The sequence below is a fragment of the Acinetobacter sp. 10FS3-1 genome (assembly GCF_013343215.1).
Classification (GTDB): domain Bacteria; phylum Pseudomonadota; class Gammaproteobacteria; order Pseudomonadales; family Moraxellaceae; genus Acinetobacter; species Acinetobacter lwoffii_C.
The window spans coordinates 2653650-2677399 of record NZ_CP039143.1 but is presented as its reverse complement, the minus strand read 5'-3'; the positions used below and the strand labels follow the sequence as shown (position 1 = coordinate 2677399).

General features: G+C 46.4%; 23 protein-coding genes and 5 tRNA genes. 15 read left to right on the top strand and 13 right to left on the bottom strand.

All coding sequences use genetic code 11. From position 1 onward, the window contains the following. Nucleotides 1–70: 70 nt before the first annotated feature. Nucleotides 71–1873: an ABC transporter ATP-binding protein gene (locus tag E5Y90_RS12695; RefSeq protein WP_174660369.1), complete on the bottom strand. Its 1803-nt coding sequence runs from the start codon at nucleotides 1871–1873 to the stop codon at nucleotides 71–73. Nucleotides 1874–2021: 148 nt separating this feature from the next. Here E5Y90_RS12695 and E5Y90_RS12690 point away from each other — a divergent pair, with 148 nt between their 5' ends. Next, nucleotides 2022–2642, top strand: coding sequence for an alpha-ketoglutarate-dependent dioxygenase AlkB family protein (locus E5Y90_RS12690; protein WP_174660368.1), 621 nt, complete (start codon nucleotides 2022–2024; stop codon nucleotides 2640–2642). A gap of 90 nt (nucleotides 2643–2732) precedes the next feature. Here E5Y90_RS12690 and ruvX read toward each other — a convergent pair whose 3' ends face one another. The 3 genes from ruvX to recN all read right to left on the bottom strand — a co-directional run bounded on the left by ruvX (nucleotide 2733) and on the right by recN (nucleotide 5496). Then, nucleotides 2733–3173, bottom strand: a complete 441-nt coding sequence (gene ruvX, locus E5Y90_RS12685; RefSeq protein ID WP_174660367.1) for a Holliday junction resolvase RuvX — start codon at nucleotides 3171–3173, stop codon at nucleotides 2733–2735. Beyond that, complete coding sequence (locus tag E5Y90_RS12680) at nucleotides 3166–3720, bottom strand: YqgE/AlgH family protein (RefSeq protein WP_151205574.1); 555 nt, start codon at nucleotides 3718–3720, stop codon at nucleotides 3166–3168. The genes ruvX and E5Y90_RS12680 overlap by 8 nt, the downstream gene beginning before the upstream one ends. A 114-nt stretch (nucleotides 3721–3834) precedes the next feature. After that, nucleotides 3835–5496, bottom strand: coding sequence for a DNA repair protein RecN (recN, locus tag E5Y90_RS12675; protein WP_174660366.1), 1662 nt, complete (start codon nucleotides 5494–5496; stop codon nucleotides 3835–3837). Nucleotides 5497–5929: 433 nt separating this feature from the next. Between recN and E5Y90_RS12670 the strand changes: the two genes are divergently transcribed. The 3 genes from E5Y90_RS12670 to E5Y90_RS12660 all read left to right on the top strand — a co-directional run bounded on the left by E5Y90_RS12670 (nucleotide 5930) and on the right by E5Y90_RS12660 (nucleotide 8075). Next, nucleotides 5930–6253 carry a pyrimidine/purine nucleoside phosphorylase gene (locus E5Y90_RS12670; protein WP_151205572.1) on the top strand — a complete coding sequence of 108 codons (324 nt, stop codon included), beginning with the start codon at nucleotides 5930–5932 and terminating at the stop codon, nucleotides 6251–6253. A gap of 142 nt (nucleotides 6254–6395) precedes the next feature. Beyond that, nucleotides 6396–7145 carry a 23S rRNA (guanosine(2251)-2'-O)-methyltransferase RlmB gene (gene rlmB, locus E5Y90_RS12665; protein WP_174660365.1) on the top strand — a complete coding sequence of 250 codons (750 nt, stop codon included), beginning with the start codon at nucleotides 6396–6398 and terminating at the stop codon, nucleotides 7143–7145. A gap of 6 nt (nucleotides 7146–7151) precedes the next feature. Continuing rightward, entirely contained in the window at nucleotides 7152–8075 is a 924-nt protein-coding gene (locus E5Y90_RS12660) for a DMT family transporter (RefSeq protein WP_174660364.1), read from the top strand. Nucleotides 8076–8296: 221 nt separating this feature from the next. Here E5Y90_RS12660 and coaE read toward each other — a convergent pair whose 3' ends face one another. Genes coaE through pilB form a run of 4 tightly spaced genes read right to left on the bottom strand, consistent with a single transcriptional unit; the run spans nucleotide 8297 to nucleotide 12752 of the window. Next, a complete protein-coding gene (coaE, locus tag E5Y90_RS12655; RefSeq protein WP_174660363.1) occupies nucleotides 8297–8914 on the bottom strand; it encodes a dephospho-CoA kinase in 618 nt (205 codons plus the stop codon). 1 nt (nucleotide 8915) lies between these two features. Next, complete coding sequence (locus E5Y90_RS12650; protein ID WP_151204975.1) at nucleotides 8916–9776, bottom strand: prepilin peptidase; 861 nt, start codon at nucleotides 9774–9776, stop codon at nucleotides 8916–8918. Continuing rightward, nucleotides 9776–11005, bottom strand: a complete 1230-nt coding sequence (locus E5Y90_RS12645; protein ID WP_174660362.1) for a type II secretion system F family protein — start codon at nucleotides 11003–11005, stop codon at nucleotides 9776–9778. The genes E5Y90_RS12650 and E5Y90_RS12645 overlap by 1 nt, the downstream gene beginning before the upstream one ends. 31 nt (nucleotides 11006–11036) lie before the next feature. Further along, nucleotides 11037–12752, bottom strand: coding sequence for a type IV-A pilus assembly ATPase PilB (gene pilB, locus E5Y90_RS12640; RefSeq protein WP_174660361.1), 1716 nt, complete (start codon nucleotides 12750–12752; stop codon nucleotides 11037–11039). A gap of 280 nt (nucleotides 12753–13032) precedes the next feature. Between pilB and tpiA the strand changes: the two genes are divergently transcribed. The 11 genes from tpiA to E5Y90_RS12585 all read left to right on the top strand — a co-directional run bounded on the left by tpiA (nucleotide 13033) and on the right by E5Y90_RS12585 (nucleotide 20293). Then, nucleotides 13033–13824 carry a triose-phosphate isomerase gene (gene tpiA, locus E5Y90_RS12635; protein ID WP_174660360.1) on the top strand — a complete coding sequence of 264 codons (792 nt, stop codon included), beginning with the start codon at nucleotides 13033–13035 and terminating at the stop codon, nucleotides 13822–13824. 13 nt (nucleotides 13825–13837) lie between these two features. Further along, a complete protein-coding gene (gene secG, locus E5Y90_RS12630) occupies nucleotides 13838–14167 on the top strand; it encodes a preprotein translocase subunit SecG (RefSeq protein WP_174660359.1) in 330 nt (109 codons plus the stop codon). A 53-nt stretch (nucleotides 14168–14220) separates the two neighbouring features. After that, nucleotides 14221–14305: transfer RNA gene (locus E5Y90_RS12625), tRNA-Leu, on the top strand. A 51-nt stretch (nucleotides 14306–14356) separates the two neighbouring features. After that, nucleotides 14357–14433, top strand: a tRNA-Met gene (locus E5Y90_RS12620). Between the two features lie 79 nt (nucleotides 14434–14512). Continuing rightward, nucleotides 14513–14589: transfer RNA gene (locus E5Y90_RS12615), tRNA-Met, on the top strand. Between the two features lie 63 nt (nucleotides 14590–14652). Then, nucleotides 14653–14729, top strand: a tRNA-Met gene (locus tag E5Y90_RS12610). An 88-nt stretch (nucleotides 14730–14817) separates the two neighbouring features. Continuing rightward, nucleotides 14818–14894 (top strand) — tRNA-Met (locus E5Y90_RS12605). Between the two features lie 223 nt (nucleotides 14895–15117). After that, the gene (gene rimP, locus E5Y90_RS12600; protein WP_151204970.1) at nucleotides 15118–15642 is read left to right on the top strand and encodes a ribosome maturation factor RimP; all 525 of its coding nucleotides are present in this window, start codon (nucleotides 15118–15120) and stop codon (nucleotides 15640–15642) included. Between the two features lie 35 nt (nucleotides 15643–15677). After that, entirely contained in the window at nucleotides 15678–17162 is a 1485-nt protein-coding gene (nusA, locus tag E5Y90_RS12595; RefSeq protein WP_151204969.1) for a transcription termination factor NusA, read from the top strand. A gap of 12 nt (nucleotides 17163–17174) precedes the next feature. After that, nucleotides 17175–19889, top strand: coding sequence for a translation initiation factor IF-2 (gene infB, locus E5Y90_RS12590; RefSeq protein WP_174660358.1), 2715 nt, complete (start codon nucleotides 17175–17177; stop codon nucleotides 19887–19889). Beyond that, nucleotides 19889–20293 (top strand): ribosome-binding factor A, encoded by a 405-nt coding sequence (locus tag E5Y90_RS12585; protein WP_151204967.1) that lies wholly within the window; start codon nucleotides 19889–19891, stop codon nucleotides 20291–20293. The genes infB and E5Y90_RS12585 overlap by 1 nt, the downstream gene beginning before the upstream one ends. Before the next feature lie 84 nt (nucleotides 20294–20377). Here the strand turns inward: E5Y90_RS12585 and E5Y90_RS12580 are convergent, their stop codons facing one another. Genes E5Y90_RS12580 through E5Y90_RS12560 form a run of 5 tightly spaced genes read right to left on the bottom strand, consistent with a single transcriptional unit; the run spans nucleotide 20378 to nucleotide 23750 of the window. After that, entirely contained in the window at nucleotides 20378–20776 is a 399-nt protein-coding gene (locus E5Y90_RS12580; RefSeq protein WP_151204966.1) for a Na+/H+ antiporter subunit G, read from the bottom strand. Between the two features lie 10 nt (nucleotides 20777–20786). Then, a complete protein-coding gene (locus E5Y90_RS12575; protein WP_151204965.1) occupies nucleotides 20787–21062 on the bottom strand; it encodes a monovalent cation/H+ antiporter subunit F in 276 nt (91 codons plus the stop codon). Further along, nucleotides 21059–21577 carry a Na+/H+ antiporter subunit E gene (locus E5Y90_RS12570; protein WP_151204964.1) on the bottom strand — a complete coding sequence of 173 codons (519 nt, stop codon included), beginning with the start codon at nucleotides 21575–21577 and terminating at the stop codon, nucleotides 21059–21061. The genes E5Y90_RS12575 and E5Y90_RS12570 overlap by 4 nt, the downstream gene beginning before the upstream one ends. Continuing rightward, a complete protein-coding gene (locus E5Y90_RS12565; protein ID WP_174660357.1) occupies nucleotides 21577–23385 on the bottom strand; it encodes a monovalent cation/H+ antiporter subunit D in 1809 nt (602 codons plus the stop codon). Before E5Y90_RS12565 ends, E5Y90_RS12570 begins: the two co-directional genes overlap by 1 nt. Beyond that, nucleotides 23385–23750, bottom strand: coding sequence for a Na+/H+ antiporter subunit C (locus tag E5Y90_RS12560; protein ID WP_151205515.1), 366 nt, complete (start codon nucleotides 23748–23750; stop codon nucleotides 23385–23387). Before E5Y90_RS12560 ends, E5Y90_RS12565 begins: the two co-directional genes overlap by 1 nt.

Below are 23750 nucleotides of genomic sequence, written 5' to 3'. Positions count from 1 at the left end.
GCTTTAAGCTAAATCAGCTGTAGAGCTTGTAAATATTTTTCAACGAATACAGTTCCTCAGTTTATACACTCTAGCTATGCGTCTCTTCTTCTGCATCCTCTTCAAAGGTTCTGGCAATTTTTTCAATATTCAGGCTTTTTGCCATCGCATCAAAAATCTCTTTATAGACCCCATTTTGATGATAAAGCTGATCATGTTCGCCATGTTCAGCAATCATCCCCTCTTTCATGACATAGGTATAGTCCGCATCGATAATTTGCGACAGGCTATGTGAAATGATAATCACCGTCCGGCCCTGTTTAATCTGATCCAGACTGTGTTTGATCTGTTCGGTTGCAATTGCATCCAGACTTGCCGTGGGTTCATCCAGAAAAATAATGGGTGGGTTTTTCAGGAACATGCGTGCCAGTGCAATACGCTGCTGCTGTCCGCCAGAAAGCTGTAAAGCATCTGATTCATAGGCTTGTGGTAATTGTAGGATCTGCTCATGAATGGAAGCTTTCTGGGCCGCCTGAATGACATCTTCCATTCGAGCATCGGTTTTTCCATACCGGATATTGTCAAAAATCGTGCCTTGAAAAATATGGTTTTTTTGCAGAACCAGCCCAATATGATCACGCAGATACTGGGTGTCATAGTCTTTTAAATCAATTCCATCGAGTAGGATCTGGCCTTGCTGCGGCTCATAGAATTTGTCCAGCAGGCTGATCAAGGTCGATTTTCCTGCGCCCGACAAACCGACCAGGGCGGTAATGGTATTGGGCCGGATTTCCATTTCAATTTCTTTGAGGGCATGGTGCCCATTCGGATAATAAAAATTTACACCGCGCAGTTTAAAATGACCCTGAATAGGCGGTTTTTGCTGGCCACTCTGTTCAATTTCATGATCGGCTTCCAGAATATTAAAAAAACTTTCTGAATAAATCATGGCATCGTTGACCTCATCATAAATCCGGTGCAGGGAACGAATGGGGGCCGAGACATTATTAAAGAGCAGCACATGAAACATGATCATGCCGATACTCATCTGCCCATCCAGAACAAAATAGGAGGTCAGAATAATAATCAGCACAATGCCAATCTGTTCGATAAAAGTTTTTAAGCCATCAAACAGAAAGCTGGTCTGACGGGTTTTCATTTGGTTATCAGTCAGTTCACGTTGCAATTTTAACTGCTTGTCTGATTCAATCGCTTCGCGGTTAAAAGATTTAATGACCGTAATTGAATTGATAATGCTCAGAATCCCCTGGCTCTTTTTCTCCCGGCCATCCCGCAGGTTGCGGCGCCAGCCACCGAGCTTTTGTGCCTGTTGATAAGTCAGCCAGAAATACACCGGTACGATCGCAGTCGCCACCAGCCCGACATAAAAATTGGCATAGTACATCAGTCCCAAAGCCACAATTGCACTGGTAAATAAAGGCAAAATATCAATAAAAAAAATCTGTACCAAACGGGTCAGGGAGCCGATCCCGCGATCAATCCGGGTCTGTAATTTTCCGGCCTGATTATGGTTCTGATTAAAAAAAGCCAGACGATAGGTCAGAAATTTTTCAATAATGCCCTGCGCCAAGTCCTGAGAGACAAAAATCCTTAATTTTTCTCCATAAAATTTCTGGCCAAACTGAACAAAGGCATTGATGATCTCCTTGCTAAGCAAAATGATGGAAATAGTGATAAGAATGTGCCAGCCTTCATCCAGCCCCTGGCCGGTTTCCAGAAGGCGGTTGATACTATCGACTGCATATTGCAAGGTAATTGCATTGACCTGTGCCGTAAAGGAACCAATCAGGGTCAGGATCAGGGTGGCAATCACTAGCACACGATAAGGCCCGACAAAAGGCCGCAATTTGAGAAATAGTTGCCACAAATTCATAAGCAATTATTTTTATTGTGGAAGTGGGTTTAGTCTAGGCAGGATTTTGCAGGCTCACAAGGGGCCTTGTTGTAGTGATTTGTGACATTGGATTGTAAATTTTTCGTTGCAGTATCAATATTTTAAGCAATGACAGAGGTGCATCGAAATGACAAAGGATTTATTTTCTGCAGTGCCCCAAGCAAATGTATTGCCTTTTGATGGTGTGGTGGAGAACTATGGCCAGATTCTGGATGAGCGCCAGAGCCAGCAGTATCTGCAGGAATTTTTAGCGCATCTGGCTTGGCAGGCGGATGAGGTTACTATATTTGGCCAGCATTATATCACCGGGCGGAAAGTGGCCTGGTATGGCGATCAACACTATCAATATGATTATTCTGGTACTTCCAGACGGGCATATACATGGGTGCCCCAGTTGTTGGAGCTAAAACAAAACATTGAGGAGTTGGCTGGCCATGCCTTTAATTCCTGTCTGGCGAATCTCTATGCAGATGGTTCTCAGGGGCTGGGCTGGCATAGTGATGATGAAGCTGCTTTATACAGCACCCATCAGCAGGAAAATGTGATTGCTTCTTTGAGTTTGGGTGCCACCCGAAAAATGAGTTTCAAGCATAAAACCCGTGAGACCAAAGTCGATCTGTTATTGCAAAGTGGTCAATTAATCGTGATGCGCGGGATGACCCAGCGTTACTGGAAGCACTGCATCCGCAAAACTACCAAAGTGCTAGAGCCGAGAATTAACCTGACGTTTCGTTATTTTTATACGTGATTAATCCTTTAAAGATGATCAGGATTTTATTGTAGATAATTGGGCGCTGTGCCCGGTATAAAGCTATCTGCCGGACACCATGATGAGGACTTAAGGCTGAATTCCAGCCGGATGACGATACCAGCTCTCAATCAGCAAGGCAGCTGCAATGCTGTCTGCCGACAGTTTCTTGCCGCGACCCTGCGCCTGGTAATAATCCAGTTCATCCCGTGCTTCTCGAGTGGTGAGGCGCTCATCAACCATCAGAGTCTGAATATTGGTCTGATGACGTAAACGGCGGGCAAATTTGCGTGCGCGTGTCGACAGCTCGGACTCGCTGTCATCCATATTTAAAGGTAGACCCACCAGAAAAAGATGCGGTTGATGGGTTTTTACAATGTTTAATAAGGCTGCCCAGTCCGGAATGCCGTCTTTCATCGGAAATAAAGGCAGGGGATAGGCACTTTCAATCAGGGCCTGACCCGCAGCCATGCCCATTTTTTGGGTACCAAAATCAAAGGCCATAATGGTTTGAGATGCTAAATCAGGCATGGCCAATCTCGGAAGAAAACCAGCTGCGATCTACACCGATCTTTTTATAAGCTGCATCCCAACGGTCGTCATAGGGCAGATCAAAAATCAGATCCATATCGGAATCGCAAATTAGCCAGTCACCACGCGCAATTTCTTCTTCCAGCTGATGCTTGCCCCAGCTGGCATAACCGAGTGCAATCTGGTAACGGCCTACGCCTTCATTATGCGCAATGGCATCTAGAATATCTTTGGAGGTGGTAATGCAGACATTTTCCCCCACAGCAATTGAAGAGTGCCAGGTTGGCTGGCCGGTATGCAGCACAAAACCGGCTTCAGGGCGTAAAGGTCCACCTTGCAGTACTTCATGTGGGTTGACGTTATCTGCTTCTATATCCAGATCATTCAGCAATTCTTTAATCTGAATACCCGTCGGTCGATTAATAATAATCCCCTGTGCGCCATCTTCATCATGGCGGGCCAGATAAATTACGGTATGGGCAAAAAAATCGTCATTTGCATGGGGGGGAGCAATCAGACAACGATGGGCCAGATATTGTTTAGTCACCTGAGCAATTCTCCTTGAAATCAATTTCTTTGCAGAGAAATCCTATGATATTCATTATTACGTTACTAGAGCTTTGTCAATTCACCAACTGTTTTTTGTGATGACCGTCATTTCTTAAACCTGCTGAAACTTTAACTGCCGTAGCTGCCGTGCATGCTGCAAGGTGGTTTCATTAATTTCTACACCGCCAGTCATTCTAGCAAGTTCTTGAATAATATCATCTTCTTTCAGGTCGATGATTGTGCTGCTGGCCGGATTGGTCTGACGCTTTTTCACCAGCAGATGCTGGTCAGATTGTGCTGCTACCTGTGCCTGATGGGTAATACACAGAATTTGTACATGTTGTGCCAGATCCGCCAGTAAACGTCCCACCACTTCTGCGGTTCCACCGCTAATGCCGACATCAATTTCATCAAAGACCAGTACTTCGGCTTCAGTTTTTTCGGCATTCATCACCTGCATGACCAAGGCAATACGCGACAGTTCACCACCTGAAGCGACCCGTGCCAAAGGTTGGGCCGGAATGCCTTTGTTGGCAGTAAACAAGAGCTGGATAAAGCTCAGGCCTTCGCTGGAAGGGTGCTCTAAAGGCTCAAACTTAAATTCAAAATGTGCCTCCGGCAAAGCCAGCAGCTTGACCTGCTCGGTCAGTTTTTTTGCCAGAGGTTCAGCCGCCTCACGGCGAATCTGATCCAGATGCTGGGCTTTGTTCAGGAACTCCTGATAAGAGACTTCGACCTGCTCCGCCAGAGTTTCCGGATCTTCCAGCTGATGCAACTGTTCCAGCTCGGCCTGCCAGGTTTCATACTCTTCTTTGAGCAGCTCAGGCTGGGTGCGGTATTTACGTGCTAAACGGTGAAACACTTCCAGCTGGAGGTTTAATTCTTCCATCCGCGCTGGATCAAAACTTTGCCGATCCATAAACTGGCGTAAATTCGCCGTCGCATCTTCGAGTTCACTTTGCGCATTCAGTAAAGAGGTATATATGTCAGAGAGCTGTTCACTGCGGCCAGCATGGGTTTCCATCCGCCGTAAAATTGAAGCCAGTTCCTGAGAAATATTCTGTTCGCCTTCATCCAGGCCAGTCAGGCTGTAGACACAATCCTGCATAATAGCTTCATGGTGTGAGAGACGGTCAAATTCCTGTTCAATTTCCTGATAATCCGTCTGGATGACTTCTTCGAGCTCTTCGAGTTGTAACTCCAGCGTTTCCATGCGCTGCTTACGCGTTGCCTGGGCATCTAGAGCTGCCTGATGTTGCCGGATATTTTTTTGCCAGCTGCTGTAGGCATCCCGTACCTCCTGAGCAGGCGCATAGAAATTGCTGTAACGGTCTAGCCAGTGTTTAGGATAAGGTGGTTCCAGTAATTGCTGCTGGCTATGCTGGCTGTAAAGTTGTACCAGCAAACGGCCAATTTCTTTGAGCTCAGACAGGCTGCTGGGACGGCCATTAATCCAGGCCTTACTGCGACCGGTGGCAAAAATCACCCGGCGTAAATGGATTTCGCCTGACTCATCATCTAGTTCATGCTCTTTTAACCAGATTGCCTCTGGGCTGTTTTCCTGATAGCTAAAGGTGGCGGTTACATCTGCTTTTTCTGTGCCATACCGCACATAATTGGTGTCGGTTCGCTCACCCAGGCAAGCCGACAAGGCATCCAGCAATAAGGATTTTCCTGCGCCGGTCTCGCCAGTAAGAACGTTAAAACCTTGTTTAATATCAATAGCAAGATGCTCGGCCAAAGCAAAATTGATCAGAGTTAAATGTGTCAGCATAAACGCATCCGGGCTGCGAAAAGTTTGAATGAAATAGCAAGTAGGTTGCTCTACTATAGCAACACGGCTGTTATTATAAATCAGGATAGATCGCTTTCATTCTATCTTAAATTTTAGTGATTAATACACGCTTATTTGATCGTGTTGTTCTGCATCTTCAGATTTGACTGCAGAAACTTATTAATTTTTTTCATATATTTGACATGAAGAAAACTTAGTTTAAGGCCTGAAGTGAATGCAGAGGCTGCTTAATGATAGGAAAAATCACCGGTTGAGCGGGAATTTACTGCAATAAAATTGTCAATGGCACAGGCAGCCTCCGAGGGCTGAAGAATTTCATTCAAGTCCGACAAACTTTGATTGATTAGTTGTAGGGGCACATTTAAACTACAACAATCAAAATATTACAAAATGCTTTATCTGGAGAAATCGCATGTCAGCGCAGTTTGATCATGTATCTGTACTTAAAAAATCAAATGTGTATTTTGGCGGACTATGCATCAGCCATGTGGTGCAGTTTGAAGATGGCACCAAAAAAACGTTAGGGGTAATTTTACCTTCAGAAAATGCATTAACATTTGAAACGCATGTCCCTGAGCGTATGGAAATCATTTCAGGTGAATGCCGCGTGCAGATCGGCGACAGTGAAGAAAAAGAGCTATTTCGCGCGGGTCAGTCTTTCTATGTAGCCGGCAACAGCCGCTTCAAGATTGAAACAGATGATGTGCTGGACTATGTTTGCCATTTTGAAGGCTAAATACACCGCAAGATGAGCTGTAACCGATCAAGAAATTTTCATTTGAATCAGTTAAACTAGGCGTGATATGGAAATCCTGTGAAGTTGGCTTTGCAGGATTTTTCTTTTTTTGTCTTTTTCTTCACTGATTTCGAGGTCGTTCATGGCTAAACCTGAGTATTATTATGGCGTACATTCAGTAGAGTCATTGCTGGAGCTGGAGCCTGAACGTGTCTTGACGCTTTTTACGCTGAAAGGTCGTGATGACCAGCGCTTGAAGCGGGTGCTGGAGCTGGCTGAGCCGTTTGGAGTAAGTATCCAGCAGGCCAGTCGTGACAAGCTGGAAAAACTGGCAGGTCTGCCTTTTCACCAGGGGGTGGTGGCAGCGGTACGTCCACATCCGACCTTGAATGAAAAAGATCTGGAGCAGTTGCTCAAGGAAAATAACCAAGCCTTGCTGCTGGCCCTCGATCAGGTTACAGATCCGCACAATCTGGGTGCCTGTATCCGTACTGCGGCTGCAATGGGCGTAGCGGCTGTGATTGTGCCACGTGACCGTTCAGCCAGTCTGACGCCAACTGCACGTAAAGTCGCTGCAGGTGGGGCGGAAAAGGTGAAATTTATTCAGGTCACCAATCTGGCGCGCAGTTTGGGTCAAATCAAAGATGAGTTTAATGTGCGTGTAGTTGGCACCATGCTGGATGAAAAAGCGTTGCCAATCCAGAATTTTGATTTCACCGGAACCGCAGTATGTATCGTCATGGGGGCGGAGGATACCGGCCTGCGTCCTATTACCCAAAGCCAATGTGATCAGATGGTCTATATCCCGATGGCTGGCAATTTACAAAGTCTGAATGTCAGTGTGGCAACTGGGATGGCGTTGTATGAAGCCTGCCGTCAGCGTAATACTTAATTACTCATGGCTCTATCGACTCGCACACAAGGTTATTTCTTTTTAATTACGACCATGTGTATCTGGGGCGGTTTTACCTTGACCGCCCGTCTGAATGCAGTTTGGCAGATCAGTGCCTGGGATATAGTTGCACTGCGCTTTTCTCTGGCTTTTCTGATCCTGATGCCGATCTTGTTGTACCGCAAAGAGGCGGGCTTTTTATTAAAAAAAGAGCCTTTTATACTGGCAATGATCGGTGGGGTTGTTTACTGCCTGTTTGCCTATAGTGCCTTTCATTATGCGCCCACTGCGCATGCGGCAATTTTTTTGAATGGCTGTATTCCGATTTGTACGGCAATCATGGCCTTTTTCCTGATGGGGCAAGCTTTTGATAAGCATACCTGGGCCAGTCTGATCATTATGGTTATCGTGCTGTGTGTGATGAGCACCTTGATGTATCAGGAGACCGGAGTGGCATTCGGGCTAGGGGATTTTCTGTTTTTTATCAGCGCCATCCTCTGGGCAATTTTTACCGTGTTATTGCGTAAATATCAGCTTACCGCCTGGCAGGCAATGAGTGGTGTCGCGATCTGGTCAGCGGTGGTGTATGTGCCGGTTTACCTGCTCTTTTTACCCAAACATTTAAATGTGCCAGAACCCCAGCATTTGCTGTTCCAGACCATCTTTCATGGGATATTTGTGGTGATGATTGCCACCTTAAGCTATGTAGAAGCCATTAAGCGTCTTGGGGCATTTAAGGCAGGAAGTATCACCAATCTGGCGCCATTTATTGCTGCAATTTTGGCTGTACCCTTATTAAATGAACCACTCAGCCTGGCCATGGTGTGTGGCCTGATCGGGATGGCGATAGGTGCATTACAACCCTGGCGCTGGTTCACCCACAAAGATAGCCTCAGTCAAAAACTGGCAGAACAGAAAAAGCAGGCCTAACGAGATCTGTTTTTATCTTAAGCTGCTTTCCACTATGAAAGAGATTAAAGCTGGACTTAAAATCTAGGGTTGAGTCCATAGCTAAGCTATATCGGCTAAATCCTTCATAAATAACGAAAGACAGAATGATAACGTTATAGAGATTCAGCAGCTTAGGTCTAAGTTCCTGAGCGCGGCAGTGTGCTGCGGGGAAGGCTGCTGTTGTATGCCAGTTGTATGATCTAAAGATTAGGCTCCTGGTTTTCAGCTGCCATGCTTAGATATTTTTCATGCAATGGCATCAGGTGGGCATACAGATGTTCAAGCTCACCATCATTCAATACAATATCGTCAGCCATGGCACGTTTCTGTTCACGAGACATTTGTGCTGCAATAATCTTTTGAATCTGTTCTATATTCTGTCCATCACGTTGCGATGCCCGCTCGATCTGCAGCTCAATTGAAGCATCAATCAATAAGTTGCGCTGGGTCAGTTCATGCTGATTGGTTTCAAACAGCAGCGGTGAGACCAGAATCACATAAGGGCTCTGTGCTGCCTGTAACTGTTGAATAATCGAGCTGCGAATTGCAGGGTGCGTAATGTTTTCTAGGGTTTTTCGTGCTTCAGGCGATTGAAAAATGTGTTCGCGTAAAGCACGGCGATTGAGTGAGCCATCTTCAAACAAGGCCCAGTCTCCAAAGGCCTGCTGAATTTGCAACAGTGCCGGTTGGCCAATGTCGACAACTTCACGGGCCACAATGTCGGCATCCACAACAGCAATACCTTGCACATCAAACCACTGGCTGGCAGCAGATTTTCCGCTGCCTATACCGCCGGTTAAACCGAGTACAAATTTCAATTTACTGACCTAAATAAATGTGCATGATCTGTTCGCCCCATAAAAAGGCGATCCAGCCAGCAATGGCAATATAAGGACCAAAAGCAAAGGGCTGATTTTCTTTACGGATCTTGAGCAGAATAATCCCGATAATTGCCCCGACCAAAGAAGACAATAACACAATCAGCGGTAAAAGCAGGGGGCCCATCCAGGCACCTAAAGCTGCCAGCAGCTTAAAGTCTCCATAGCCCATGCCTTCCTTGCCCGTCACCACTTTAAACAGGTAATACACCACCCACAAACATAAAAAGCCCAGAATATACCCCCAGATGGCCGAACTTGCGGAGGTATAGATGGCATAACTATTAATCCCGAGGCCCAGCGCTGCCAGTGGCAAGGTGTAACGGTCGGGTAAGAGTTGGGTATCAAAATCAATAAAAGTCAGGGTAATCAGCACATAGGTTAATACCAGGCCAAAGAGCATCTGTAGGGTAGGACCAAATACTGCCACAACGATCAGTGCACAAATCGCAGTTAACAGTTCTATAAAAGGATAGCGAATACTGATTGGATGTTTGCAGTTACCACATTTACCACGCAATAATATCCAGCTCATCACTGGAATATTTTGATACCAGCGAATTGGCGTCTGACATTTTGGACAGGTTGAGGCGGGTTTGCTGAGGGTGATTTTACTTTCATCAATGATGGGCTGATCAGGATGCAGGAACAGCTGACAGTCAGTACGCCACTCCTGTTCCATCATTTTTGGCGTGCGATAGATCACCACATTTAAAAAACTGCCGATACAGAGACTAAAAAGCCCAACTGCGAGATAAAGCGCAGTCGGATTGTGAGAAAAATAAAAAATAAGGTCTTGCATTAAACCACAGAGCCCATTTGGAAGATTGGAAGATACATGGCAATCACCAGACCACCGACCAGCACACCCAGAATGGCCATAATCAGAGGCTCCATCATGGAAGTAAGACCATCGACAGCATTATCGACTTCATTTTCATAGTGGGTTGCCACTTTATCCAGCATGGCATCTAGGGCGCCTGATTCTTCACCAATTGCGACCATTTGTACGGCCATAGAAGGAAACTTGTCAGTCACACGCATGGCAAATTGCAGCTGCTGCCCGGTTGCGACATCTTCGCGAATTTTCATGACTGCATCTTCATAGACCACATTATTAGTCGCTCCAGCTGTCGATTCTAATGCATCAATCAGTGGGACACCGGCAGCAAAAGTCGTCGACAAGGTACGGCTATAACGGGCAATAATCGCTTTATAAACCAGGTCACCAAAAATCGGTGCCTTAAGTGCAGCTTTATCCAGAAAGTCCCGGAATTTTTTACTGCGTTTCTTGGCTTCCAGAAATGCGGTAATAGCAACTGCAATGGCAATAATCATCAGGAACCAATACTTCTGCATCCACTCTGACATATTCACCACCATCTGGGTAAAGGCAGGCAAATCGGCGCCGAAGGAGGAGAACAACTCCTGGAAGACCGGTACGACCTTAACCATCAGAATAATAGTCACGATTACAGCAACAACGATGACTGCAATGGGATATTTCATGGCCTTTTTAATCTTCTGCTTTAGCAGCTCGCTCTTTTCTTTATAGATGGCGACACGGTCGAGCATGGTTTCCAGAGCACCCGACTGCTCACCGGATTCCACCAGCGAACAGAACAGATTGTCAAAATACTGTGGATATTTACGTAAGGCACCTGCAAAGGTATTACCGCCTTCGACCTCTCCTTTAATACCAAGCACGACTTCACGCATAGCGGGGTTTTCTAGTCCCTCTGCCACGATTTCAAAGCCTTGAACCAACGGTACACCCGCTTTCATCATGGTCGCCAGCTGCCGGGTAAAAATCGTGATATCCAGGGTGCTGACCCGTTTTTTCATCAAGCCTTCAAGAATATTCTTTCTCTTCTGTCGAATAGTCTTGATGCTGATGCCTTGTTTTCTCAAGTTGACTTTTGCCAGCGCCATATTGCGTGCCGGTAATTCCCCCTTGATCTTCACCCCTTTGCGATCAATGCCTTCATAACTGAAGACCGGCATCATCTGGCCTTTTTTTACTGCCGCCATATGTTTATCCTTATTTTATATTTGCATCTGATCATTCGCTGGTTACACGATTGACTTCCTGTAAGGACGTCACCCCCTGCATAACCTTCATTAAACCTGATCGACGTAAGTTGTTAAAACCTGCATGTGCAGAAGCCTGAGCAATTTCAATTGCATTGCCATCTTCCATAATAATTCTTGAAATTTCTGGTGTTACTTTCATAACTTCATAAATGCCGACACGACCTTTATAGCCTTCTCGACATTCATTGCAGCCAACCGGTTCATAAATCTGAAATTCCGGGTGTTGGAGATCTTCTTCGGTAAAGCCCATCTCCAAGAGGCTCTGCTTCGGAATATCGGCTGGTTTTTTACATTGTGCGCATAGACGGCGGGCCAGACGCTGGGCAATGACTAGGTTGACTGAGGTTGCAATATTAAAAGAAGGAACTCCCATATTGCGTAAACGAGTCAGGGTTTCCGGTGCACTGTTGGTGTGCAGTGTGGACATGACCATATGTCCGGTTTGTGCCGCCTTGATGGCAATTTCAGCCGTTTCCAGATCACGAATCTCACCGACCATGACAATATCCGGGTCCTGACGCAGGAAGGATTTAAGTGCAGCGGAAAAGGTCAGGCCGACCTTGTTGTTGACGTTGACCTGGTTAATCCCTTGCAGGTTAATCTCGACCGGATCTTCGGCCGTTGAAATATTGGTATCTTCACGGTTTAAGATATTCAGGCCGGTATACAGGGAAACGGTTTTACCCGAACCGGTAGGACCGGTAATCAATAGCATGCCTTGAGGTTTCTCCAAGGCTGCCATAAACAGGGCTTTCTGTTCAGGCTCATAACCCAAGGCATCAATTCCCAGCATTGCACTGGACGGATCCAGAATACGCAGTACCAGTTTTTCCCCAAACAGGGTAGGCAGTGAGTTCACACGGAAGTCGATTGCTTTATTTTTGGAGAGCTTTAATTTGATACGGCCATCTTGGGGAATACGCTTTTCAGAAATATCCATTTGTGACATGACTTTTAAGCGGGAGGCTAAACGGTTAGCTAATTGCAAAGGTGGCGTGGCAATTTGACGCAGCACCCCATCGACTCGGTAACGAACCCGGTATATCTTTTCATAAGGCTCAAAATGCAGATCCGATGCACCCATCCGGATTGCATCAATCAGCAATTTATTAATATATTTAACAATAGGAGCTTCTTCGCCTTTTTCCTGGTCTTCCTCGTCTTCTTTATCCGAGATTTCACTGCCTTCGACATCAAGATCGAGATCAAAACTGTCATCAAAATCAAACGTGCTTTCTTCGGTGAAATTCTGTTCAATCAGTTTTTCCAGTTTATTGTATTCAACAATAATACTTTCAATATTCAGTTTGGTGGCAAAGCGGATTGCATCAATGGCTTCAATATTGGTCGGGTTACTGGTGGCAATATAAAGGATATTGGCACTCTTAAAAATTGGCAGAACCCGGTGTTTGGTAATTAATTTTTCATCTATTTCTTCACGTAAGATTTGTCCAGAATCATACGCCCCCAGATCAAATAAAGGCTCGGCAAATTCAACTGAAATTGTTTCGGCAATTGTCGTTGGAGAAAGATTATAGTGGCCGATCAAATACGCCACGATATCCGTTTTTTCCTGCTTGGCCTTGTCCAAAGCAGTCCGCATCTCTTCAGCCGATAATGCACCTTCATCGACTAAGCGACGAATAAACCCCGTAAATCTCGGGGTCCCCTGTAATACTGTCATGCTTCAATATGCCTATTAGTTCAATTTTTTTAATTTGCTATCTTTGAAATTATACGTTTGTTGTATAAAAATACCATAGCTGAGAGTGCTGTCATCTTCTTACTATTCACTAAAACTTTGAACTGGTCGGAAGAAGCCGGCGTTTTTTTACCTGATAACAAAAAATAACCATTTGGAAGCGCCAAAAGTGAAAAATCTGCTCAATAAAACTATTCTTTAAATTTTCCAATTCCGTGTAGAATGGGCCCAACTCAAGATATGTCAGTAAAATAGGTTGTTTATGTCGGTTTCGGCGATTATCCCGTGGGTGGTGGGGAACTGGAAAATGAACCCGGTTCAGGCAGATGCATGTGCTCTAGTTCGTAGTATGACGGAATTACTGGAAATTGCGCCGATTGCTGAAGCGCAATGTCATCTCGGAGTAGCACCGATTTCGATTGCGCTGACTCAAATTCAGGCACAACTGTCTACAGCCAATCGTGCAGTGTATACAGTTGCCCAAGATGTATCACGCATTCCAGGTACTGGGGCTTATACCGGTGAAGTCAGTGCTGAGTTGCTGGCAGACAGCAACATCAGGTATGTACTGGTCGGTCATTCTGAGCGTCGTGAGCTGTTTGCAGATACCGTTGAGATTTTAAAGGCCAAAATAAAAAATGCCCTGAATGCTGGGCTTACCGTGATTTACTGTGTCGGTGAAAGTCTGGAACAACGTGAGGCAGGGCAGGCCGAAGCAGTGGTATTGCAGCAGATTTGTGATATTGCAGCGGTGGTCGAAGCAGAGCAGTGGAAACGCATCGTTATTGCCTATGAGCCGATCTGGGCGATTGGCACCGGGAAAACTGCTTCTCCACAGGATGCACAGGCCATGCATGCGCAAATCCGTCAAGGCTTAAGCCAGATTACCGGTTATGGCGAAACAATTGCGATCTTATATGGTGGTAGTGTAAAACCGGAAAATGCAGTAGAGTTAGCAACCTGCCCGGATATCAACGGGGCATTGGTGGGTGGTGCATCACTCAATGCTGAGTCATTCCTTCAAATTGCTCAAGCATTTGCAAATACACAATAATGAGGAGTTCAGCATGCAAACTTTTGTGCTGGTAGTACATATTATCTTAGCGATTTTGATGATTGTCTTGATTTTGGTTCAGCATGGTAAAGGTGCGGATGCTGGTGCCTCGTTTGGCGGCGGTGGTGCAGCGACGATCTTCGGTGCCTCAGGTTCTGGTAATTTTCTGACTCGTTTAACTGCTGTTTTTACAGCGCTATTCTTTGTTACCAGCATCACCTTGGCGATTTTCGCCAAGAAACAAACTACCGATGCTTACAGTTTGTCCTCGGTGCAATCGGTTTCAGCTGCTCCGGCACAACCGGTTGAAACTTCACCAACTGCACCCCAAGAAACCGAATAATCTGAATTAAACCTTTCTTTTTTCCGGTGATGCGACTAGAATGCGTCACAGCTGCGGTGGTGGTGGAATTGGTAGACACGCTACCTTGAGGTGGTAGTGCTTTCGGGCGTGGGGGTTCAAGTCCCCCCCTCCGCACCAACTTATGAATCCAGAATATAAGTTGGTGATGTGCAGCAAAACTTCTGTTGATGCGGGATGGAGCAGTCTGGTAGCTCGTCGGGCTCATAACCCGAAGGTCGTTGGTTCAAATCCAGCTCCCGCTACCAATCAATCCTTTTGAAAGAGGCAAACTTTTAAAAGGCAGCTTAAATCTGATTTAAGTTGAGAAAATAATTTGCATGTTGTTGCGGGATGGAGCAGTCTGGTAGCTCGTCGGGCTCATAACCCGAAGGTCGTTGGTTCAAATCCAGCTCCCGCTACCAATCTTTTAAAGATGCAAACTTTAAGAGCAGTCTATATTAGGCTGAATGTTATTTGTACGCTGATGCGGGATGGAGCAGTCTGGTAGCTCGTCGGGCTCATAACCCGAAGGTCGTTGGTTCAAATCCAGCTCCCGCTACCAATTTTTCAGCGACAGATCACAAATATGCAGAATGATGCAGTTATGATTGAAAAGCTCTCATCTTTTGTATATAATTTTTGCACGTTGATGCGGGATGGAGCAGTCTGGTAGCTCGTCGGGCTCATAACCCGAAGGTCGTTGGTTCAAATCCAGCTCCCGCTACCAAGTTTCTTAAAAGAGGCTCACAACAAGGTGGGCCTTTTTGCACAGTGGGATTTGAAAAAGATCTGGATTGTGCATTAATTGGGGCGATTTACGCCCTTTTTTATTGGCTATCGTGTAGTGTCGACATTATTTGGTCAAATCTCCATGTTTCACTACTACTATAGTTTGTATTGGTTTGTAGTGGTCAAATAGATCATAAATTCGCACCAGATGACGAGAGTAAATGAAGCTATCAAATAAAACTCAAGCACTTCAGGACTTGATTGCACCCGCAGTTGAAGCCTGTGAGGTAAATCTGTGGGGGATTGAGTTCCTGCCACAGGGCAAACGTTCATTATTACGCATCTATATTGACCGTCCGGTTGAGGATAATGCTGAACCTGTGATCAATGAAGATGGTGAAGTTGAACAGGGGCGCGGTATTGGGGTTCAGGATTGTGTACGTGTGACACAGCAGGTTGGAGCCATACTGGATGTACATGATCCAATTTCGGGCGAATATTCACTTGAAGTTTCTTCACCTGGCTGGGATCGTCCCTTCTTCGAGTTGCAGCAGATGTCAGGCTATATCGGTCAGACGGTAGCGCTTCGTCTGATTAGTGCAGTCGATAACCGTCGTAAATTCCAGGCCAAACTGGTTGCAGTCAATCTTGAAAATGAAATGATTCAAGTTGAAGTAGAAAAACAGCAGATTTTGGATATCGACAGTCACAATATCGATAAAGCAAATTTGGTTTATCAAGATTAATCAAATCAATAAGAATCTGAACAAATAGGTGACTTATGGCACGTGAAATTCTTACCGTCGTTGAAACGGTTAGTAACGAAAAAGGTGTAAGTCGTGAAGCAATTTTTGAAGCGCTAGAACAAGCTTTGGTTGCAGCGACTAAGAAGAAATTCTACGAGGGAACTCACTCGGAAGAAGCTCGTCTTCGTGTGGAAATTGACCGTAAAACCGGTGACTATCGTACTTTCCGTCAATGGGAAGTCGTTGCAGATGAAGATCATGAAATGCCGGCTTGCCAGGATGCGATTTCTGATGTCGATCCTGCAAAATGGTCGATTGGTGACATCCGTGAACTGGAAGTTGAATCGATTGATTTCGGTCGTATTGCCGCGCAGATTGCCAAGCAGGTGATTGTGCAGAAGATTCGTGAAGCAGAACGCGCATTGGTGGCGGATGCCTATGAATCCAAAGTCGGTGAACTTATCTATGGTGAAGTGAAAAAACAAACCAAAGATGGCTTTATCATTGACCTCGGTGACAATGCAGAAGCTTATCTGGCGCGTGAAGAAATGATTCCGAAGGAGATTCTGCGTCCGAAGCAGCGCGTAAATGCGATTCTTTATAATGTGAACCGTGAAGGCCGTGGTGCACAGCTTTTATTGTCACGTGCTAAGCCAGAAATGCTGATCGCACTGATGAAAAAAGAAATTCCGGAAATCACGGAAGAAATTATTGAAATTAAGGCCGCAGCCCGCCAGCCGGGTGTCCGTGCTAAAATTGCAGTGAAAACCAATGACCATCGTATTGATCCGGTGGGAGCTTGTATTGGTATGCGTGGTACACGTATCCAGGCGGTACAGCAAGAGCTCAATGGCGAGCGTATTGATGTGGTCGTTTGGTCGGATGATCCTGCGCAATATATCGCAAGTGCATTGGAACCAGCAGATGTATCGAGTATTGTCATCGATGAAGATGCCCATACTGCCGATATTATTTTTGCAACCAGTGACCAGTTGGCCCGTGCGATTGGTTCACAAGGTCAAAACGTACGTCTGGCATCGGAACTGACTGGCTATAAGCTGGATATGATGCTGGAAGAAGAATACTACGCCCGTCAACAAAGCGAAGCACAAAAATACCTGGACATGTTTGTTACCCGTCTGGATATTGCTGAAGATTTGGCGATGGCGCTGGTAGAAATGGGCTTCACCTCGCTTGAAGAAATTGCTTACGTGCCTGCTGAAACGTTTGATGAAATCGAACTGGATGCTGAGCTGGTTGAGTTATTGCAAAGCCGTGCGAAAGAACTTGCACTTGCTGATGCATTACAACAGCAAGAAAACGTACAAGCGCCAAGTGAAGAACTTGTTGCAATGGAAGGCATGACAGCAGAGATCGCGCAGGCTCTCGCAGCTCGTGGTGTGGTAACCGTGGATGATCTTGCAGATCAGGCAACCGATGATATCGCGGATATCGACGGTCTGGATGCCGAAAAAGCAGGTCAACTTATTATGAAAGCGCGCGAATCATGGTTTAACTAGGAGGTGTAGTATATGACGAACAAGTCGATTAAAGAGTTAGCGCTCAGCGTGGGTCGTCCAGTTGAGAAGCTCCTAGAGCAGGTTCGTGAGGCAGGTTTACCACAACGTAAAGCTGACGATATTATTACCGCCGAACAACAAGATAGCCTGATGAATCATGTGAAAAAGACACAAGGTTCAGAGGGCCATGCAGGACAAATCACGTTGAAACGTAAAACAACCAGTACGGCTAAAGTAGCAAGTACTTCAGGTAAGGCGAAGACCATTAATGTAGAAGTTCGCAAGAAGCATACATTCGTCAAGCCGGATCCGGAACAAATCAAGGCAGAAGCTTTAGCCAAAGCTCAAGCTGAGCAGCAAGCCAAAGCGCAAGCTGAACAGAAAACAGCACAAGTGAAGAAACCTGTTGAAGCAGCAAAATCTGGTGTGAACAATGCCAGCAAAGCATTGGAAGCAATGCGTGCAGCTCAGAAACAGGAAAATCAGAAACAGGAAACACCTAAAGCAGCTGTCGTTGTCAAACGCAAATCGACCAATAAGCCGATTGTGAAGGCAGTGGTTAAACCGTCTGAAACAGCAGAGCAGAAAAAAGCTCGTGAAGCGCAAGCTGCACAGCTAAAAGCAACTGAAGAAGCAGCACGTCGTAAAGCAGCTGAAGAAGCACAACAGCGTACGCTTGAACAAATGCGTCAAATGGCTTCTAAGTATTCTGCTGAAGATACGACAGCCACAATTCGGGTGATTGATGACACTCCGCTTGCTGCCGGTTTAGTCGGTCAGGCCTATGAGGATTCTTTTGCCAAAGAAGACCGTGAAATTAAACGTGGTAGTAACACGACGAATACACGTGCGCCGAAAAAAGGTGGTCGTCGTGGTCAGGAAGAGCAGTCTTTCAGCCATAACCAGCATAAACGTGGTTTAAAAACCAGTCAGGCCAACAAGCATGGCTTTGAAAAACCAGTTAAAAAACAGATTTATGATGTTGAAATTGGCGAAACGATTGTGGTTGCTGACTTGGCTGCAAAAATGGCAGTTAAAGTACGCGAAGTGATTAAATCACTCATGAAAATGGGTGAGCTGGTAACTCAAAACCAAGCCATTGAGCAAGAAATTGCCGCGCTGATTGTGGAAGAAATGGGGCATCACCCAGTTCTGGTATCTGATACGCAAGCAGAAGATAATCTGCTTGAAGCAGCTGAAGAAGCACGTGGTGCACAAACTACGCGTCCACCAGTGGTTACCATCATGGGTCATGTTGACCATGGTAAGACTTCACTGCTTGACCGTATTCGTCGTGCCAAAGTAGCTTCGGGTGAAGCTGGCGGGATTACCCAGCATATCGGTGCATACCATGTCACCACAGATAAAGGCATTATTACCTTCCTGGATACTCCTGGACACGCAGCATTTACTGCAATGCGTTCACGTGGTGCCAAGGCAACGGATATTGTGGTCTTGGTCGTTGCAGCAGATGATGGTGTTATGCCACAAACTGCAGAAGCGATTGATCATGCACGTGCTGCCGGTACGCCAATCATTGTTGCCATCAACAAGATGGACAAAGACTCGGCTGATCCGGACCGCGTACTGAACGAATTAACCACCAAAGAAATCGTACCTGAACAGTGGGGCGGTGACGTACCAGTGGCGATGGTTTCAGCGCACACCGGTGCAGGAATCGATGAATTACTTGACCTGATTTCAATCCAGGCAGAAATCCTGGAGTTGAAAGCATCTGAAGAAGGTGCAGCGCAAGGGGTAGTAATTGAAGCACGTGTAGACAAGGGCCGTGGTGCAGTAACGTCTATTCTGGTTCAAAACGGTACCTTAAAAGTTGGTGATCTGGTTCTGGCAGGCTCATCTTATGGTCGCGTTCGTGCCATGGTTGATGAAAACGGACAGCGTGTTAAATCGGCAGGTCCGTCGATTCCAGTCGAAATCCTGGGTCTTCCTGAAGCGCCAATGGCAGGTGACGAAGTTCTGGTCGTGAATGATGAGAAGAAAGCACGTGAAGTGGCCGATGCGCGTATGGACCGTGAACGTCAGAAACGTCTTGAGCGTCAGTCTGCTATGCGTCTTGAAAATATCATGGCGTCTATGGGCAAGAAAGATGTGCCGATCGTCAATGTGGTATTGAAAACAGATGTACGCGGTACTTTAGAAGCGTTGCATGTGGCTCTGGCTGAACTTGCAACAGATGAAGTGAAAGTCCGTATCATCGGTTCGGGTGTGGGTGCGATTACTGAGTCTGACGTTACACTGGCAGAGTCTTCAGAAGCTGTATTACTCGGCTTTAATGTGCGTGCCGATGCAAGTGCGCGCCAAAAGGCCGATGCAGACAGTATCGATATTCGTTACTACTCCGTGATCTACCAGTTGATTGATGATGTCAAAGCTGCAATGAGCGGTAAGCTTGCGCCTGAACATCGTGAAACGATTCTGGGTGTGGCTGAAGTACGTGAAGTATTCCACTCAAGCAAATTCGGTGCAGCCGCAGGTTGTATGGTGCTTGAGGGTGTCTTGCACCGTAATAAGCCAATTCGTGTTCTTCGTGATGACGTGGTGGTCTTCCAGGGCGAGCTTGAATCTCTGCGCCGTTATAAAGAGGTGGTTGAAGAAGTTCGTGCCGGTATGGAATGTGGTCTTGCGGTGAAAGGCTATAAAGACATCAAACCACTCGACAAGATCGAAGTGTATGATGTCCAGTTAATTAAACGGAGTCTTTAATGGCGGGTAGTCAACGTCTGAAGCGTATGGCGGATACAGTACAGCGCGAGTTGTCTGAGCTAATTCGTCAGGAGCTGAAAGATCCACGCCTAGGTGGTCTGGTGACCATCTCGGCTGTGAAAGTGAGCCCAGACTTAGGATATGCTGAAGTTTATGTCACCGTGATGGGTCGTGAACTAGGCGATGAGCAAAGTGAAGCTGCAAATAAGGAAACTCTGGATGTGCTGAACAAGGCATCAGGTTTCCTGCGTCATGAACTGAGCCGTCGTATCAAGACCCGTATAACGCCACGTTTGCGTTTTCACTATGACAAAACCAATGCTTATGGCAACTATATGTTTGGTCTGATTGCTGAAGCTGTGAAGGATCTTCCTCCAGCCGAAGACAAGAAAGATGATGAATAAGCTCAATTGAGCAGATCAAAAAAGCCACCTTCGGGTGGCTTTTTTATTGCAAAATTATGATGATGGTGGAAGGAAGAGCACAGCTTAAAACTCATCCTGCTTATTTTGATTCTTGTGATAAAAGCTACGCCGACGGCTACGCTGCCAAGGCAGGGGACGTTCCAGTGTTTCAGGAACCTCACCACTCATAGAGCGTAAACGTAAATGCAATGCGGCCTGAGCCATCAGGTTGGCTGACACTGGCGCAGTGATAAACGCAAACAGGGTGATCAGAACTTCTGCAAAACCAAAACGGCTATGAATGGCAGAAAAAATAATTGCGCCGATCAGAAAGCTGCCAAGTCCCAAGGTGCTGGATTTGGTGGGTGCATGTAAGCGCATAAACAAATCGGGCAGCCGGACCAGACCAATGCCGCCAACCAGCATAAAGAAGGCACCAATCAGCAAGAAAATTGACAGCAGAATTTCGAGAAACAGATTCATAACCAAACTCCTAGTCGATCACATGGCCTGTGGTGAAATAGCTGGCCAGAGCGGCGGTGGAAACAAAGCCCAACATGGCAACCAGCAGGGCACCTTCAAACAGGAAGGTGCTGCTCCAATAAATGCCCAGGATCACCACCAGACAGGTCGCGTTCAGGAACAGCGTATCCAGTGCTAACAGGCGATCGACAATAGAAGGTCCGATAATCAGTCGGAACAGGCAGAGTAACATCGAAATGGTGATTGCACCGAGGCAGATCGCAAGTGCATAGGGCAAAATGGTCATGCTTTATCTCCTGTGCGCGCACTAAAAATTTGAATCAGCGGCTGTTCATAACGCTGCTTGATTGTTTCAATTTCGGCCGCCTCATCTTGGGTACTGAGTGCATGTACCAGAATATCACCACGATCCTGATCAATCCCGGCCGTTACCGTACCTGGCGTTGTGGTAATAATCATGGCCAGCAGGGCATTGACTTCTTCATGTTCAGTATCCAAAGGTACACGAAACCATTTGGGATGCAGGTTTTTGGTGGGGCCAAGCACCAGTTTGGCGACAGTAATATTGGCCACAATAATGTCCCAGACTACCACCCAAAACAGGCGTATGGCCGGCATCCACTGAATATTCGGGGTACGGTCAATAAAAGGTTCAATCAGGCGTGGAATAAAGATCCCCAGAACCAGTGCGCTCAGCAGGGTTGCTGCTTCGAAATTATGTGCCAGTAATATCCAGCTGACCCCGACAATCACTGAAACCAGTGGGTGGGGGAACCAGCGTTGCGAAAATGATTTAGCCACTAGGGTCCCTCCGCCGGTTTGAGTTGATTATCATCATGGCTGTACTGTTCAATATACTGCTGATTAATCTGCTGTTGCTTAAATTTGGAAATATGTTCGCCTTCGAGAGTCGCTTCTGAAATCACATACGGAATCAAATGCGCATTCGGATCTGCGGTTTCTCCCCCATATTTGGTTTCTGGCAGATTATCTGAACGGTATGGCTGTACACTGATAAACTGGCCTTCAGCATCACGTTTCAGTAGCGCTGTCTCATACAGAGGATTGTTTTTGATCTGTACGGCAGTCTGATAGTTGTATTGATAGACGGGAGCAGCAAAAACCACATAAGCCATCAGGCCAGCCAGAAGCAGATAAATAACTGTATCATTACGTGGTGGTGCCTTGCTTGGCAGGGCCTCATACTTACTGAAATCCAGCGAATCCGGATCATCTTCCGGGCGGATGGAACGCCAGAACAAAATAAAGCCTACGCGGGTAAAGGCCAGAATGCTCAGCAAGCTCACCAGTAAAATAGTAAAGAGGATAATCATCTGATAAGGTGAATCCGCAGAGGCCTGCAAGATAAACACTTTGCCAAAGAAGCCGCTAAAAGGCGGTAAGCCTGCCATCATCAGAGCAATAATGAAATACGTCAAAGAGACAGTCTTGTGCTGTTTCATCTTGGGGGCAATGTTAAAATGATCTTTAAATTCGCCCCGTTGCGAGGTAATCCAGCCACTCAACAGATAAAAGGCTGCGCCGATCAAGGTGCTGTGCACTGTATAATACAGCGCACCTGCCCAGGCATCGGTGGTGTTGATGGCAATTGCCACCAGAATCGTGCCGATTGAAGAGAGCACCATAAAGCCGACAAAGCGGCGTAAGCGTTCTGTGCCAATCGCGCAGATCACCCCATAGACTGAGGTAATCAGACCGATCACCAGCAGGCAGTTCATTAAAATCTGATGGCTATATTCATCATCAAAAACGGTGCCATTAATACGCAAAATCGCATAAATCCCGACTTTGGTCATGATGGTGAATAAAGCGGCCACAGGCGTGGTGGCAACCGCATAGGTTTTGGGCAGCCAGAAGCCAAGTGGAAGCATGGCTGCCTTGATGCCGAAGACCACGAACAGCATCAATCCTCCGGCAACAGCCAGTTGATGCTCATCCTCTGCCAAGGTGGGAATCAGGCGGGCAACATCTGCCATATTCAGGCTGCCCACACTGCCATAAATCATGCCCAGTCCAATCAGGAACATGGCCGAAGCCAGCAAGTTAATGACGACATAATGTACGCCCAGCTGGAAACGTGCCTTACCTTGTCCATGTAACAACAGGACATAAGAGGCCATAAGCAGAATTTCAAAGAATACAAACAGGTTAAACAGGTCACCTGTCAGAAATGCACCACTCAGGCCCATTAACAAAAAGTGCACCATGGTATGGAAATAGCGTCCGCGTGCATCCCAGCCGCGACTGGCATACCAGACTATGGGTACGGCCAGGGCATAGGTCATGACCAGCATCAATGCAGACAGTTGATCCAGCACAAGAACAATACCGAAAGGTGCGGACCATTCACTTAAGGCATAAACACTGATTTCCCCCTGACTGCTACTGATCAGATAGCTGATCGCAATCCCCAGGCCGAGCAGGCTGGAAACATGGCTGATGCCGCGACGCCAAGGCTGGCGCCAGTCGGTGGCCAGAGCACCAGCACCGGGGTTGCCCAAAAGCAGTAGAGTAAATGCCGTAAATGCCGGCAGAAGGATACTGAAAATCGGGGTATGTTGAGTCCAGAAATTGAGGAATTCAGTCATTATGGCTCATCCTCACGTGGATCAACTTGCAAGCTTTCTTCTTTTGAATCAACGTGGTCTGTTCCTGATTCGTAGCGGCTACGCAGGGCGAGCTGAACAATAAAGGCGGTCGTGGCAAAACCGATGACAATGGCCGTTAATACCAGTGCCTGAGGCAGAGGGTCGGTCACTTCCGTGGCAGTGGTTAGGACGGCGGGAGAATTCATTTGGATCCGTCCCATCGCAAACAGGAACATATTCACGGCATAGCCGATCATGGCCAGTCCCAGTACCACCGGAAAAGTACGTGCCCGCAGAATTAAGTAAATACCGGTAGCGGTGAGCAGACCGATCGCAGAAGCTAATAAAAGTTCTAAGCTAATCAT

What these genes read in the sequence shown, in the direction of transcription:
- E5Y90_RS12695 (WP_174660369.1), bottom strand. Translation starts at nt 1,873, where the DNA reads ATGAATTTGTGGCAACTATTTCTCAAATTGCGGCCTTTTGTCGGGCCT.
- E5Y90_RS12690 (WP_174660368.1), top strand. Translation starts at nt 2,022, where the DNA reads ATGACAAAGGATTTATTTTCTGCAGTGCCCCAAGCAAATGTATTGCCT.
- ruvX (WP_174660367.1), bottom strand. Translation starts at nt 3,173, where the DNA reads ATGCCTGATTTAGCATCTCAAACCATTATGGCCTTTGATTTTGGTACC.
- recN (WP_174660366.1), bottom strand. Translation starts at nt 5,496, where the DNA reads ATGCTGACACATTTAACTCTGATCAATTTTGCTTTGGCCGAGCATCTT.
- E5Y90_RS12670 (WP_151205572.1), top strand. Translation starts at nt 5,930, where the DNA reads ATGTCAGCGCAGTTTGATCATGTATCTGTACTTAAAAAATCAAATGTG.
- rlmB (WP_174660365.1), top strand. Translation starts at nt 6,396, where the DNA reads ATGGCTAAACCTGAGTATTATTATGGCGTACATTCAGTAGAGTCATTG.
- E5Y90_RS12660 (WP_174660364.1), top strand. Translation starts at nt 7,152, where the DNA reads ATGGCTCTATCGACTCGCACACAAGGTTATTTCTTTTTAATTACGACC.
- E5Y90_RS12650 (WP_151204975.1), bottom strand. Translation starts at nt 9,776, where the DNA reads ATGCAAGACCTTATTTTTTATTTTTCTCACAATCCGACTGCGCTTTAT.
- E5Y90_RS12645 (WP_174660362.1), bottom strand. Translation starts at nt 11,005, where the DNA reads ATGGCGGCAGTAAAAAAAGGCCAGATGATGCCGGTCTTCAGTTATGAA.
- pilB (WP_174660361.1), bottom strand. Translation starts at nt 12,752, where the DNA reads ATGACAGTATTACAGGGGACCCCGAGATTTACGGGGTTTATTCGTCGC.
- tpiA (WP_174660360.1), top strand. Translation starts at nt 13,033, where the DNA reads ATGTCGGTTTCGGCGATTATCCCGTGGGTGGTGGGGAACTGGAAAATG.
- secG (WP_174660359.1), top strand. Translation starts at nt 13,838, where the DNA reads ATGCAAACTTTTGTGCTGGTAGTACATATTATCTTAGCGATTTTGATG.
- rimP (WP_151204970.1), top strand. Translation starts at nt 15,118, where the DNA reads ATGAAGCTATCAAATAAAACTCAAGCACTTCAGGACTTGATTGCACCC.
- nusA (WP_151204969.1), top strand. Translation starts at nt 15,678, where the DNA reads ATGGCACGTGAAATTCTTACCGTCGTTGAAACGGTTAGTAACGAAAAA.
- infB (WP_174660358.1), top strand. Translation starts at nt 17,175, where the DNA reads ATGACGAACAAGTCGATTAAAGAGTTAGCGCTCAGCGTGGGTCGTCCA.
- E5Y90_RS12585 (WP_151204967.1), top strand. Translation starts at nt 19,889, where the DNA reads ATGGCGGGTAGTCAACGTCTGAAGCGTATGGCGGATACAGTACAGCGC.
- E5Y90_RS12580 (WP_151204966.1), bottom strand. Translation starts at nt 20,776, where the DNA reads ATGAATCTGTTTCTCGAAATTCTGCTGTCAATTTTCTTGCTGATTGGT.
- E5Y90_RS12575 (WP_151204965.1), bottom strand. Translation starts at nt 21,062, where the DNA reads ATGACCATTTTGCCCTATGCACTTGCGATCTGCCTCGGTGCAATCACC.
- E5Y90_RS12565 (WP_174660357.1), bottom strand. Translation starts at nt 23,385, where the DNA reads ATGACTGAATTCCTCAATTTCTGGACTCAACATACCCCGATTTTCAGT.
- E5Y90_RS12560 (WP_151205515.1), bottom strand. Translation starts at nt 23,750, where the DNA reads ATGATTAGCTTAGAACTTTTATTAGCTTCTGCGATCGGTCTGCTCACC.